The sequence below is a fragment of the Nitrosospira multiformis ATCC 25196 genome, assembly GCF_000196355.1.
Taxonomy (GTDB): Bacteria; Pseudomonadota; Gammaproteobacteria; order Burkholderiales; family Nitrosomonadaceae; genus Nitrosospira; species Nitrosospira multiformis.
This window is the reverse complement of sequence record NC_007614.1, coordinates 444,996-458,654: the sequence shown is the minus strand read 5'-3', so window position 1 is coordinate 458,654 and position 13,659 is coordinate 444,996. Positions and strand designations below refer to the sequence as shown.

Annotated in this window: 12 protein-coding genes; 4 read left to right on the top strand and 8 right to left on the bottom strand. The window is 54.2% G+C overall.

Annotation, left to right across the window (positions count from 1 at the left end):
• Positions 1-92 precede the first annotated feature (92 nt).
• Positions 93-1,145 (top strand): phospholipase D-like domain-containing protein, encoded by a 1,053-nt coding sequence (locus tag NMUL_RS02170; protein WP_049783050.1) that lies wholly within the window; start codon positions 93-95, stop codon positions 1,143-1,145.
• A gap of 155 nt (positions 1,146-1,300) precedes the next feature.
• Here the strand turns inward: NMUL_RS02170 and NMUL_RS02165 are convergent, their stop codons facing one another.
• The 3 genes from NMUL_RS02165 to NMUL_RS02155 are packed head-to-tail and all read right to left on the bottom strand — an operon-like array spanning position 1,301 to position 3,833.
• Entirely contained in the window at positions 1,301-2,137 is an 837-nt protein-coding gene (locus NMUL_RS02165; RefSeq protein ID WP_011379774.1) for an SDR family oxidoreductase, read from the bottom strand.
• A complete protein-coding gene (locus NMUL_RS02160; RefSeq protein ID WP_011379773.1) occupies positions 2,134-3,120 on the bottom strand; it encodes a Gfo/Idh/MocA family protein in 987 nt (328 codons plus the stop codon). The genes NMUL_RS02165 and NMUL_RS02160 overlap by 4 nt, the downstream gene beginning before the upstream one ends.
• Complete coding sequence (locus NMUL_RS02155) at positions 3,117-3,833, bottom strand: acylneuraminate cytidylyltransferase family protein (RefSeq protein WP_011379772.1); 717 nt, start codon at positions 3,831-3,833, stop codon at positions 3,117-3,119. The genes NMUL_RS02160 and NMUL_RS02155 overlap by 4 nt, the downstream gene beginning before the upstream one ends.
• A gap of 648 nt (positions 3,834-4,481) precedes the next feature.
• On the opposite strand from NMUL_RS02155, the gene NMUL_RS02150 reads away from it, so the two are divergent.
• From NMUL_RS02150 to NMUL_RS02140, 3 genes are all read left to right on the top strand, one after another.
• The gene (locus tag NMUL_RS02150) at positions 4,482-5,882 is read left to right on the top strand and encodes a surface carbohydrate biosynthesis protein (protein WP_011379771.1); all 1,401 of its coding nucleotides are present in this window, start codon (positions 4,482-4,484) and stop codon (positions 5,880-5,882) included.
• 126 nt (positions 5,883-6,008) lie between these two features.
• Positions 6,009-6,887 carry an N-acetylneuraminate synthase family protein gene (locus tag NMUL_RS02145; RefSeq protein ID WP_011379770.1) on the top strand — a complete coding sequence of 293 codons (879 nt, stop codon included), beginning with the start codon at positions 6,009-6,011 and terminating at the stop codon, positions 6,885-6,887.
• Positions 6,887-8,092, top strand: coding sequence for an acylneuraminate cytidylyltransferase (locus tag NMUL_RS02140; protein WP_011379769.1), 1,206 nt, complete (start codon positions 6,887-6,889; stop codon positions 8,090-8,092). The genes NMUL_RS02145 and NMUL_RS02140 overlap by 1 nt, the downstream gene beginning before the upstream one ends.
• 99 nt (positions 8,093-8,191) lie before the next feature.
• Here the strand turns inward: NMUL_RS02140 and NMUL_RS15575 are convergent, their stop codons facing one another.
• The 5 genes from NMUL_RS15575 to lptF form a co-directional block, all read right to left on the bottom strand.
• Positions 8,192-9,178, bottom strand: a complete 987-nt coding sequence (locus tag NMUL_RS15575) for a hypothetical protein (protein WP_011379768.1) — start codon at positions 9,176-9,178, stop codon at positions 8,192-8,194.
• On the bottom strand, positions 9,175-10,137 hold the full coding sequence (locus tag NMUL_RS15570; protein ID WP_238529850.1) for a diacylglycerol/lipid kinase family protein: 963 nt from the start codon (positions 10,135-10,137) through the stop codon (positions 9,175-9,177). The genes NMUL_RS15575 and NMUL_RS15570 overlap by 4 nt, the downstream gene beginning before the upstream one ends.
• 50 nt (positions 10,138-10,187) lie before the next feature.
• The gene (locus tag NMUL_RS02125; RefSeq protein WP_011379766.1) at positions 10,188-11,381 is read right to left on the bottom strand and encodes a CDP-alcohol phosphatidyltransferase family protein; all 1,194 of its coding nucleotides are present in this window, start codon (positions 11,379-11,381) and stop codon (positions 10,188-10,190) included.
• Between the two features lie 126 nt (positions 11,382-11,507).
• A complete protein-coding gene (lptG, locus tag NMUL_RS02120) occupies positions 11,508-12,572 on the bottom strand; it encodes an LPS export ABC transporter permease LptG (protein WP_011379765.1) in 1,065 nt (354 codons plus the stop codon).
• Entirely contained in the window at positions 12,569-13,645 is a 1,077-nt protein-coding gene (lptF, locus tag NMUL_RS02115; protein WP_011379764.1) for an LPS export ABC transporter permease LptF, read from the bottom strand. Before lptF ends, lptG begins: the two co-directional genes overlap by 4 nt.
• Positions 13,646-13,659: the final 14 nt, after the last annotated feature.

The following is a 13,659-nucleotide window of genomic DNA, read 5'->3' as shown; positions in this document are numbered from 1 at the left end:
AATACCAGAATCACACCCTCAGGATCATCCCTTAATTGAGCAAGTCGCTTGCACATTCCCCCAGACCGCCCTCTTCAGGCTTGCTAAGCGAAATGGAGACCGTTCCGGTCGAGATTTACTTTGGCGGTCCCCATCAGGCTCCGGGTCATCTGCGCGACGTTCTGGCCGCACACATCACAGCTGTTCCCTCCGGGGGATCCATTGACTGGGTAACCTATTATTTTCGTGACCTCCGTCTGGCGGAAGCGCTGATTCAGGCGCGCAAGCGGGGCGTCCAGGTCACCCTGAGCCTGGAAGGCAGGCCGCGCATTCCTCACGCCAATGATGCGGTGATCAAAATGCTCTCGGGACCCGGAGGACTGGGCGATGCATTTCGCATCATAGCCATCCCCGGCGTACCGTCACCCGCGACAAAATCGTGGAAGCCCCAGTTACACGAGAAACTCTACTGTTTTTCACATCCAGAACCCGTTGCCTTTATTGGATCCTTCAATCCCTCGGGCAATATGCCGGAAGACGATCCCGAGCTCATTCGGGAAATCGGTGATCAGGACCGTGGCTACAATGCGTTGGTTGGACTCAACGATCCGGTACTGGTCGAGGGACTGGTGAATCATGCAAGGCAGATTCACCGGTCGCCGCCGGGCCTCTTCTATCGGTTCTCGACCCATGCAAGCCGCATCATCCATGGCGCGGATACCACAATTCATTTCTGGCCTCGGGTCAGTCCACATCCCGTCGTGCAGTTCCTGAGCCGGGTCAACAGCGGTGCCCGTATACGTGTCGTCGCATCACATATCAGGACGGAAAGTGCGGTTGACGTTATGGCAGGGCTTGCCAGGCGGGGCACTACACTGGAAATATTCGCGGAGTCGACGCATAGACGCGTCACGCCTAAAGTGGAACGACGGCTGGCTTCCGCCGGAATCCGGTTCAGGCGTATCCGGAATCCCGAGCGGCTTCCCATGCACCTTAAATTCGTGCTGGTGGAGGATGGCGATCACGCTTGGTCGATTTTTGGGAGCTTCAACTGGACCAAACCCTCGTTCTGGCTGAACCATGAAATTGCCGCTATTTCCAGCAACCCCCTGATTTTTCAGGTTCTCGCACACTGCTGGGAGGTATTGGAAAATGAAAAATGCTGACGCGAGGAGGAAAAAATGCAAGGAATTCTCATGAACCGACATATTCCTGCCGCAGTATAAACTTCCATTCTGCTTGCAGGGTCCTGAGAATCCGTGATCCGGTAAATTCTGTGAATTGCTCCGGGAGCAGTTTCAGACACAGGGGTGATGAGGAATCATAATGCTGTCCATCCCCCATCGATGACCAGATTTGCGCCCGTCATATAACTGGATGCATCCGAGACCAGAAAAATGATCGCTCCCCGGTATTCATTTTTTTCCGACATGCGCCCCAGTATGGTTCGCGACGAATAATTATCGACAAATTCGGAGCCATGCTGATTCCAGACGCCGCTGGGCGTGAGCATATTTACACGGATGGATGTGTTCATATAGTAGGCAGCCAGAAATTTTGTCAATCCCAGCAGACCCGCCTTGCACACTGAATACACCGCAGGTTTATAGGTCTGTTCCTCCTGCCCTGCCTTTTTGTAGATGCGCTGATCCGGACCCACGAGCCCGTAATTTGAGCCCAGAAAAACAATGGATCCCTTGCCCGTTTTTTCCATCACCCTGCAGGTGGCCTGAGCGAGATGGAAAGCGCCGGTTAAATTGACATCAAGAGAGGATTGCCAGAGCTCTCCCGGAAACTCGGTGAATTTTGAAAAATGCGACGTATCGGAACCTTGCTCGAATTTCGGGTCGATCGCGGCACTGTGGACCACGGCATTGATGCGACCGAACCGGGTTTCGCATGACTGCGCTATAGACCGACAGGAATCCGCGCGGGTAACATCCAACACCTGAGCCCAGCTTTGCGTGTCGGGATACGCCGATGCTATCTCACTTTTCAGTAATTCCAGCCTGCCCCCGTCCAGATCCCCCAATACCAGATTCGCACCGGCCGACGCGGCTGCGAGGGCGAATTCCGTGCCGAGAAGTCCGGTAGCGCCGCTAATGAGCACCACCCGTCCAGAGAGGTCGAAGGGTGTTCCTTTATAGGCTTGATTCATAGCGCAACCTTCCGATGGGTTTGAAGAGATTTTTTAACCGCTAAGGCGGTTTTCAACACCTCGATGCCGTCTCGTAAAGTCACGCGCGGGATTGATCCCCGGGGAATACCCTCAATGAACTCTTTCATCATGGAGAGAAACAGCTCATTCCGGTCCCAGGACGGAACCAGTACCATCTCATCCAGGACTTGTCCGTTTTGCCTCAGAGTAGTGAGGCGAGTAGGATAATCCCAGTCGACGATGGCATTTTCCGCAACAATGTTCATGTGGCGAACAGGCGGTTTGCGCCAGTAATCCATCCGGAGCTGAACGCAGATGTCCTGCTCGGTTTCGAACGTAATGAGTGCAGTATCTTCCGCCGTAATGTCGAGAGACGTTCGATGACCTCCGATAGCAAACACACTCTTGGGTTTTCCAAAAAGCCAGTGCAGATAATCCAGCTCGTGGATAAGCGTCAGCACGACGCCTCCGCCCTGATCCGCCCGGGCCGCATAGCTCTGCCGGTAATCTTCCCAAGGATGCCAGCCAGGCAGGTATTCGCCTAGGTCGACCTGCACCGAATGAATCTTCCCGAGCTTACCCTGCCTGATCCACCCTTCGATTTTCCGTAACCCCGGATGCATGCGGAACTGGCACCCCACCAGAACCCGGGGCCCATCTAGGGAAACGTAACGCGTAAGCTCGGACAACCGCCGTTTTTCATGGGCGACTGGCTTTTCGACATAAACATGGGACCCGGCCCGGAGAGCTTTGATGAGTGTTTCCAGATGCAGAGAGGTAGGGTTGGCCACGACCACAAGGTCGAATTTCCGGCTGAGCGCGAGATCGATATCCTGAAAGACGGCAATGTCTTTGGGGACGATTTCTGTAGGAGGTGGGAAATTCCGGCTTCGCACCACGCCGAGTTCGCGAACCTCGAGTGCATGCAGGTTGTTGAGATGCCTCACGCCAATGGACCCAAGGCCAACTACCAGAGCCTTCAAATGACGCTTCCCTGTCTTTCCATCAGAAACTCGGCCAGTTGAAACGAGAATTCGTCATCGATATCGATCGAGTCCCTGCTGTCGATCTTGAGCGGCAAGATGTGTGTGCCCGTGAGCGAATTTTTTTCCAGAATGGTCCGGGTACGGATCAGATCCAAATAACCGATTTGCCAGTAGACCTTGGGCAAGCTTTGCCTCGGCTCGTTGAAGGGCTCGGGAATGCCCGGGACGTTCAATAGGGCTCGCATGAAACCATCCGCTCCGATAGTCCACATCTTGTAGGGATTCTGTCCCGGCTCCGTGACCCCGCGAACCGAATCGGCTTCGGGATTTTTTTCCAGGAGCTCAACCGCTTCTTCTATTTTTGAAACGCTGCGCAAGGGGGAAGTCGGACGGAATTGGAAAATGGCGTCGGGAAGCGGAACCCGGTTTTGTTCCAGCCATTCGAGAAAATGCCGAAATACCGGCAGATCCCGGGTATCGTCCTGCGCGAACTCAGCAGGCCTCAGAAAGGGTACCTCGGCGCCGGCGTTTCTCGCGAGCCCGGCAATGGCTTCCGAGTCGGTGCTGACAAAAGTCCTTCGAATGGAAGGACACTTGAGGGAGACTTCAATCGAATGGGCGATCAGGGGTTTTCCCCGCAAAGGCCGGATATTTTTATGGGGTACGGCTTTTGATCCTCCCCTCGCGGGAATGAGCGAATAAATCAACATCGGCCAGCAGTCTCTGTCGGACTTGAAGAATCGAAGCAAAAAATTGGCTGAGTGAGGACAGAATTGACGATTTTGCAGGTCAATAGTCGTTCTATTTCTATTGATCAAAAGAGCGGCAAAATATGGACCAACCAGATCCTTTTGCAGCCGATTTCCCTCAAGTCCACAAGCTGCCAGGAGTCTGCGCTGCTTCATTCGGCAGGCTTGATGACCCCGCTGATTTGTGGCCTAGTTTGCGTGCCCGAATGATGCGCTGGGGATAAGTCATTGTCAAGCAGCGTGAACTTACAAACCCGTGCTCTATGCCATACCCGAGTGGTTCTCCAGACAGTGAGTCCTAAACCAATGTAGAACTGGATATAATTACCCCCGTTTGTCTTCGGATCGCTTGAGAGTAAATTCGATTCCCCGACTGCCCCCCGGACGTCTCCCCGTGCCCTATGTCATAATCATGACCCATATTCTTGTATCCCTTATACCCCTATCCCTTGTGTTCCCGATCTCCGAAAGCCCTCAGTCGCGGGACCCGTTCAGGGTAGTCTTCGCGTCGGAATGCTCCAACTTGCTTCGTTAGCGGTTGTGAATGATTACTTCGACTGATAATGCGATAATGAGTTGCTGGATTTGCTAACCCGAAGCTTGGAAAACATGGCAACATCTGCGTCAACCCTCATCATTCCCGTTGAAAATCAAGTTCGCGAACTGGATGCGAAACTCCTCTTGTCTTGCGTGGCAGCGGAACGTGGTTTTCCGGTTGTCATTGGTTCTCGGGCCTTCATTCATTTCGAGGTTGCGTCACTTCCACGTGGAGTATACCTAGCGAAAAGCATGCGCAGCCTGAGCAATTCGATGTTCCGGATTCTCCGCATGCTCGGGCACGAGATTGTCGCATGGGAAGAAGAGGCGCTGGTTCACCCACCGGCCGACACATATTTCACACTGCGGCTGTCTCCCATCACGATCAGGAAAGTCTCTCATATTTTTGCCTGGGGGCAGGAAAATGTCGATCTGCTTCAGCAATATCCACAGCTTCCGGCAGGCATGCCTATCCACGTCACCGGTAATCCGCGAGGAGACATTCTGAGACCCGAAATGCGTGCCTACTTTGCAGCAGAGGTGGAAAGACTACGCGGCCTTTACGGTGATTTCATCCTCGTCAATACCAATTTCACCGACGTCAATCCCTTCATCCCGAGCATTGGACTGTTCATTCCCCCGAAGGATGGTGGAAAAAAATCTCGGCGCGGACAAGCCGGAATAGGCATGAGCAATGAATTCGCTGAGGGGCTGTGGCATCACAAGCAAGCCATACTGGAGGATTTCAAGCAGCTCATTCCGGCACTGGAACGGGCATTCCCGGATGTCACGATCGTCGTACGACCGCATCCGAGCGAAAATTTCCAAGTGTACGACGATATCGCCGCCCAATGCCGGCGTGTGAAGGTCACCAATGAAGGAAATGTTATTCCCTGGCTTCTGGCTTCAAAAACGATGGTGCACAACGGCTGCACGACCGGGCTGGAAGCCTATGCCTTGGGGGTGCCGGCCATCTCCTACCTAGCCACCTTCAATGAATACTACGACTATGATTTTCAGGGCCTGCCCACCAAACTCAGTTATCAGTCGTTTAATTTCGATGAATTGGAGGATACTCTATCCCGGATCCTGCATGGCGAACTGGGCGTTGCGGGGGGCGAGGAGCGCAGGACACTCATCGATTATTACCTGGCGGCGCAAAATGGTCGCCTGGCGTGCGAACGCATCGTCGATGTTCTGGAAGACAGCGGCTATGGCAGGACCCAGCCGCCGGCGAGTCCTGCCGGGACGTACATCGGCGGATGGGCACTTACCAACCTGAAAACCGCATTAACCAGCCTGAACATGCGTCGGCCCGGACCCAACCGGTTATCCTACCATGACCATCGGTTTCCCGAGATTTCGGTCGCGCAGATCGAGCAGAAAATTGCGCGATTTGGCCGCTTATTGAATCGGTTCGGTGCCATCCGGGTCAAACAGCACTCCAAGCATCTGTTCAGGATCAATGGGTAGCAGCCATAGAGTCCAAAATGATTCCAGATCTTCCTTTTCAGAAAGCTTTGCTATAGTGGAGGGTTCGCAAACGGTGGGCTGGAGTCATATTCATTTTCTTTTATTCAGGGGTTTGATCGCATTTTTATGAAGACACCACGAGTCATTGCTGAAATCGGCTGTAATCATAAAGGGGATATCGAAATTGCAAGAGAGATGATCGGAATCGCCGCGACATTCGCCAAATGCGATTTCGTGAAATTTCAAAAGCGTTCGAACAGGGAATTATTGACGCCCGAGGAATATAACGCGCACCATCCAAATCCTCAAAACAGTTATGGCGACAGCTACGGCGCTCATCGTGAATTCCTCGAGTTTGATGTGGATCAGCACCGCCAATTGCAGCAATGGTGCCAAGAGTTTGGGATCGGTTATTCGACGTCGGTCTGGGATCTGACTTCGGCAAAGGAGATTGCCCGCCTCAACCCAGAGTTCATCAAGATACCTTCGGCGTGCAACCTCAATTTCCCCATGCTGGCATATCTTGCCACCGATTACGCCGGGGATATTCACATATCCGTCGGCATGACCACTCCCGCCGAACAGGAGCAGGTCGTGCAATGGATGGAACGCCACGGTGCTGCTGGTCGAGTCGTCCTCTACGCATGTACATCCGGATATCCAGTTCCGTTCGACCAAGTCTGTCTGCTGGAAATCCAGTCACTGAGGGACAGGTTCGGCTCGCGCGTCAAGGAGGTTGGATTTTCCGGCCACCACCTGGGTATTGCCATCGACATTGCGACTGTGGTCCTGGGGGCATCCTGGATCGAACGTCATTTCACGCTGGACCGGACCTGGAAGGGAACCGATCATGCCGCTTCGCTGGAGCCCGACGGATTGCGCAGGCTGGTCCGTGATGTTCGCAATGTCTGCAAGACCCTGAAGTTCAAGGAGGGAGACATGACGGAAATCGAGCTTGCACAACGCGACAAACTCAAGCGCGTACAAGGGGTTCACTTTAACTGATGCGCTGGGTAGCTTTCGCGCCTTTGCATGGAAATTTCGGGCCGGTTTCCCGAAGCAGCGCACGCAGCATGGCGGGAAGGCCATTATTTTCCTGGAGCTTGGAGCAGGCCGTCATATCGGGATGTTTCGACACCATTTACGTAACTGCCGACCCGCCTGTCATTCGAAAACGGATAGTGGAAGAATTTTCGCGAGCCGACACGATAATCGAGATTCTCGATTGCAGTGGCGCAACCCGTACGGGCGTAGAGAATTGGACCAGTCTCCTACACACGTTTCAGCAGAAGATCCCCTTCGACGTCGTCTGTTCAATACAGGCAGCCTCGCCCCTCACGCGTGCTGAAGATTTTCGTGCCGCTAAGCGCAAATTTCTTTCGGAAAATCTTGACTCGCTTCTGACAGCTGCGCCGTCCAGACGGTTTCTGTGGACAAGGATGGGAGAACCCGTCGGTCATGACCCGCTAAAATCCCGTGCGTCATGCGATGCATCGAATCCGGAGGGATACCTGCTGGAAAATGGCGCCTTCTATCTGACACATGAAAAATTACTTCGAGACAACGATCATTATCTGGGTGGACGCATGGGTATTCACGAGATGGCGCCCGAAACTGCGATCGAGATCACCGGAGAGGCTGGCTGGAACATCGTGGAGCGTCTTTTACGGGAGCAGGAACGGGGGTCGGTCCAAGCCCGCGCGTCACGAATCAAGTTTCTGGTACTCGATGTGGACGGAACGTTGACGGATGCGGGAATGTATTACGGCCCCGCCGGCGAAGCCTTGAAAAAATTCAATACTCGCGACGCCCATGGTTTGCAACGGTTGCGTGAACATGGCCTCGGGGTTTGCGTAATCACCACCGAGACTAGTCCTTCCGTTGAAGCAAGGATGAGAAAATTGCGCATCGACGAATACTACCCGGGCATAAGCGATAAATTTCCTCTCCTCCTAAAGCTTTCCAAACGCTGGGGGGTTCCTCTGGAAAATATCGGGTATGTGGGTGATGACCTCAGCGATCTGGAATGCCTGAGCCGCGTAGGCGTTGCCTTCTGCCCGGCGGATGCTGTCCCCCTGGTCGTGCGGCAGGCCCATTATATGTGTGAATATTCGGGTGGCCACGGCGCGGTTCGCGAGGTATGCGACTTGATTCTCCGATCAAGAGAAACCATACGACATGACTCCGCTGAAGCGGAAGCGTACTCATGATCCGCCTGGAAGAATTGTTTACGCATACCGGACGCTATATCGTGTGCCGCGCTCAATCCCGGCTTTTGATGTCGAATTCCGCTCGTGATTGCTTCACTGTCAGCGTAATACGCCACGCCGCAGCAGGCGCCAGGAAACTTTGAAACCCCACAACAGGGGATGGCGCCGTAGCATAGGAGTCACCTCGACGCGAATACCGGTGTGGCGCTCGATTTTCCAGGCCGCATAGCTAATGCTGTCATGAAAGGTAAAAGCCGCCTTTGACAGCCGCAGCACGGACAGGACTTTTCCCTGCCAACGCCGCAGCTGCCAGTGCCAAAGTGACTTCCGACGTCCTGCATCGTCTATCAGAGATTCGTAACTTCCATCCGGGAGGGGCATCAATTTTCCTGCCAGTGCAGGTACTGCCAGGGTAGTCAGGCGTGAATAGACCTCCAGGTTCATCTGTGCGAGCTGGCGCGCGCGCCCTGCTCTCTCCGGCCGCAATTCCGCCGCGTAGGTCTGGGTCAATCCATTGGTCCAGATCATTTCGGTGGTAGTCGCTCCGGTCCCGGAACAATCGAGGGTAGGCAGGGTGGATCCGAGAAAAGTGACGACCGCATGGGCTAGAGACTCCGAAATTCGCTTGCGAGCAGCCTCGTCGCGGAAAAATAATAACCTCGAGGGCTGAGCAAAACGCGCCCAGAGATAAGGATGGAACCAGCGACGGGTCCCCTGCTCGAAGTCAGCCATTGAAACCACCGCATACTTGGCGCGAAACGTTTTCTCCTCTTGGGATACCTCCAGATAAAAGACATTCGGAGGTAGCAATGTGTTGAAATAGCGCAGATAGCGCTCCGGGTAAGCACTGCTGTAACTGCTCACAACCGCGTAAAAATCGACCACCCCATCCCCTATCTCACGCGCGCGCAGGCACGATCCATAAAGAAGCACAGCGTCGAGGGCTGAACCGAAGCGCAATTTCAACGCCTCGAGCAAAACGAGAAAATCCGCGGATACCGTATTTGAACTCAGTGTCGCCATCTCCGAAATCAAACCTTCGGGAAGCGGCGGATCTGCTGTTGCAGCCCCTTGAAGAATACTCATGATTTTGCGTTTGCGGCCGCCCTCTCCGCCGCCAGAAAGATGATCGGGCCAGCAGGCGTAATGCGCAAGGGTCCACCCTGACTGGTGGCACGATAAGACTCGCCGTCGACGATGTAATCGTCATCGATCAGCAACTCCAGTTCATCGGTGTTGCAACTATGATAACCATCCTTGTCCTTGAGATCGTTTCCACGTCCTATCAACAACCGGAGCACGGAACGCAAGGGAAGCTGCCGCTGCTGCCTGACGAATGTGACGTGCAGCGGCTCCGGTTGCCCGCCCCAGTATGGCCTCATGCCGAACAACAGACGGTCGAGGGTGCTGGCGAAAAGAAACGCGTAGGTTCCATGGGGCCGGGATAAGGTTTTCTCGGTAATGGTCATCCGGACCGGGGCCCATGCTCCCTGACGCCGCCCGAGCAGGAAGCCTGCAACATAACCGAAGGTGATAAGAGCAGAGTAGATTTCTCCGGTAATACCCAACCGCTTTATCCTGCTCTGGGAAAAGATCACGGCGCGGGCGATGAGTCCCACGCCGAAAAACATCCCATAAACCTTCTCCGCGCCGGCCTGTTCTATGCAAAGAACATGACGCTCCACGAGCGCGGAGGGGAAATCTTTTTGAAAGGAGGCGCTCAATTGCCGCAGGACGGATTCCGGGCTCCCTCTTATGCCGAGATCGAGCGCGGTCATGTTGGTTGTACCGCCAGGCACTATCGTCAGGACGGGCCACTTTGCCAAAGGCTGAGTGGCGAACAGATGGGACAGTACACCCTGTACCGTGCCATCCCCGCCGATAATGATCAGGAGATCCGTGCCATCGTTCACGAACGTATCCACCGACGCGCTGATTTCTCGAGCATTCGTCACTTCCCTGCAAGCACCGGGAATCTCCTCCGCCGCCCGCCGGATCGCCTCCTTCCGCTTACGGATGCGCCCACTGAGCGGATTGAAAAGCAATCCGACGGATCCTGTTCCAGACTTCAATCTATCGACCCGTGATCTTTCTGTCATTTACGTGATTTTAAAGGTGCAAAAATACGAACGGCCAGCTTTCCTTCATCCTGTCCCCCAACGATCTCCTCAAACCAGGAATGCAAGGGTCCACACGACCGGCGCGATACCCATCCCATCGCCACTCTCACCAAGAGAAAACCGGTCGAAAGCAAGTGCCAGATCACGACGGACAAAAGGCCGATATCCGGCCTTCCCGCCAGCCAGCCGAATGTCAGCAGAACAAGATTGGGGTTGCGGCGGGCAGTAATGAGCCGATTGAAGGAATCCAGTGGACGCCAGATAAAAATATCGAATGACGCGACCCAGAACTGGAATGCTCCCTCACACAGCCGTCCGCCGATGTAACCGATAAGAATCAGCGCGAATAATAGGGGCAGATGCGAGGATAAGGAATAGTCGGCGGACAACCCCACCCCCCAGGCAATGTACCAGAGCGGCGGATGAATGATATCCAGGCCGTGGTCGAGCACGTCACCGAAGCGGCTGGAAGTAACGGTTACCCGTGCCAGTTTGCCGTCGACGGTGTCCAGGAAGGTCATGAACCATCCCATCACCAGTCCCGACCCATAGAAACCATACCAGAACGCAACCCCGGCCAGCACAGCAAACAAAAGACTGAGCAGTGTAATATGGTTGGGGCGCAGACCCATACGGATGCAGAAGTGTACCGCATGAAATGCAGGCGCTGGCCAAAGCCACTTTGTCACAAAGTCGGTCACCCCTTTGTAAGACCGTTTGAAGAGCTCTGACTCCAGATTGCAGCGGCTGTTCCTGCTGATCGGTAAAACGTAAGGGGCATCTCTTTTCTTGAGGTTCTGGCGTAGATTTGGCAGACCGAGCTCTCCCAGTTCATAACGCCGCAAGGAAGAAAGATTTTGTCCTTCGCCTGCAAATTCGGCAAGCACCTGATGCACGTTCTCACCGGAAATCCGCACTGCGACTGGCTTATCCTCATCGCTGACGAGCATAAGATCTGTTTTTGCTTTGAGCAGCGCGTCCAGCACGATAGCGTCAAAAAGATAATCCCCGCGTAAAAGCAGTGCCGAGGCAGGAGCGGGAATCCGTGCTGGATTGTCAACCAGCCTCGTCCCGGCGAATGCTTTTAACATGCGCTGCAGGCGTTCCCGGCCACTCAAGCCCCAGATATCGGTTTCGCTGTCGCCAATGATGTGGATATAAACAGGCATCGACGAATCCGCCAGCTGCTTGCTTATCTCTGTGTCTGGAGTTGTCAATTGATAGGTTTTGCAAGTGCTCCGCGAGATTGCGGCAGGCATTCAGGTCAAGAAAATCGTGAACAAATCCGGGGTTTGTTAAAAAATTCGCCGTAACCAGAAATAAGCTACGGCGATCAGCACCCCTCCTGGAAGAAGTGCGCTCAGCGCCGGATTCAAATGCAGTAACAAGCCGGCATTGGCAGTGATCTGGTCGAAGAGATAGACGCTGATTCCAAGCATCGATGCAACCACGAGTCGGTTGCCGAGCCCTGCCCGCACCGATCCAAAAACAAAGGGAATCGAAAGCAACAGCATCGCGATGGTCGTCAGGGCACCACCCGCCTTGCGCCACAACGCCAGCTCATAAGCGCCCGATTCCTGACCCGTGGCGCGCAGAAAATGCACATGCAAAAATAACTCGGCGGGTGAGAGACTTTCCGGCGATTTGGTCAACGTCGAGATATCCTCCTCCTTCAGGAAGGGTTCCCAGGGTACCGATTCTCTGCTTACGATCTCCATGGCATTGCCGTTGAATGTCTTGATGACGACGTCCCTTAACTCCCACAACCCCTCGTTTATGATATCAGCATACTTGGCATACGTATAGCGTAACAGGAAGCCATTGTCGTCAAAATGCATTATTTCGATGTTCGCCGCCCTTCTCGCATGCAGCATTTCTCCGATTCGCAGTATATTCCGCTCATCCCGCGTCCATATCCCTAATTGTTGGCCAAGCGCGGCGCTCTTCTCGAGCGCGGCTGCGCGGGATGAAATGGCTTTCTGCTGAAATTGCGGCGCCACGAACTGATCCAGTACAGTAATAAACAGTAAAAGAATTATTCCAACGACAACCGGCGCGAGACTGATGCCCAGCGGAGATACCCCTGCTCCTCGTAATGCCGTCAGTTCCGATCCGACGGCAAGCCTTCCCAATGCAGTTACATTGCCCATCAATGCAATGAAAGGCGCGAGTTGAATAAACCGTCGCGGCAGCAGTAGAGCCGTATAAAGAAACGCATCCTTGACGCTGTACGTGCCCTTTCCCACGTCATCGAGCTGATCCAGCAAATCAAGGAAACCGAAGAGCGGCAGAAGCACCGCGGTAGCGATTCCCAGACCCATCAAAACCTGGAGCCCCAGGTAGCGGTAAATTATTGTCATCTGCGCAAAGGCAACTTCCGCCAGAAACCAGGCGATAATAACGAGATTGCAAACAGCAGCATGACAGCATAGAGCCACCACACACCCGGCACCCTCCCGATCGTGCCCTGCTCGACCCAAGTCTGGGCCAATCCGCTCAAAATGTAGTAAATGGCGAAAACCAGAGCTGCCAGATAATAAGTCTTATCTCCCTTTGTCTGGCGGGGTGAAGCGCGGCTGAAGGGCACCGCTATCAGCGCCAGCAGGATCGTTGCCAGCGGGCGCGACAGCCGCCACTGAAGCTCGGCAGTATCCCGCGGCTGATCAGATTGCATCAATGCCGCGGTAGAGGCAGCCTTGCGCCTGTAATCCGTTACGTTTCCGCTGTCCGTGAAATAAACCAGCTTTTCAAACTGGACGACGGTATCGCCTTTTCCGGTGTGCGATAGCCGGTAAATGGAGCCATCCAGCAGATGTATCTGGGGGCGCTGGCCGAACACAAGCTCAGGCTGGTGAGCTTTCTTGGCAAGAATGATCTCGCTGCTGTCATGCTTGTTCAGATAGTGGAATACCTCTCCCATCTGCTTGCCCGAGCTATCCTTGGCCTGCACATAAATCACCCGGCCTTTTTTTTCGCTGCCGTAGAAACGCCCGGCGCGGAACCGATCCGTATTCAACTCTGCCTCTGCCTGGGCATTGAGTAGGTAGCTTTCCTCATACGCCCATGGACGCGCAAAAATGGAAAATAAACCACTGATAAGCCCCATAGGAATCGCAACGATGAGCACCGCATAGATAATGCGGTGTTCGCTGACCCCAGCGGAACGCAAAACGACTATTTCCTGATCCCGGTGCAGGCGACCCAGTCCCATGATGACAGCCACGTACAGGGCAATGGGCATCAGCACTTCCAGTGCGATCAGCGTTTTCAGAAACACGAGCCTGAGCACGGGGATAAGGCCAAGCGAATCTGTCACTGCTCCGGCAAGAAAACGGGCCATACTGAAACTTGCAAACAATGTCGCAAGGATTACGGTGACTACCATAAACGGTATCAGCAGTTCCCGCGTGATATATCGTTCTATTATTTTCACGTTGCCTGTCGCGT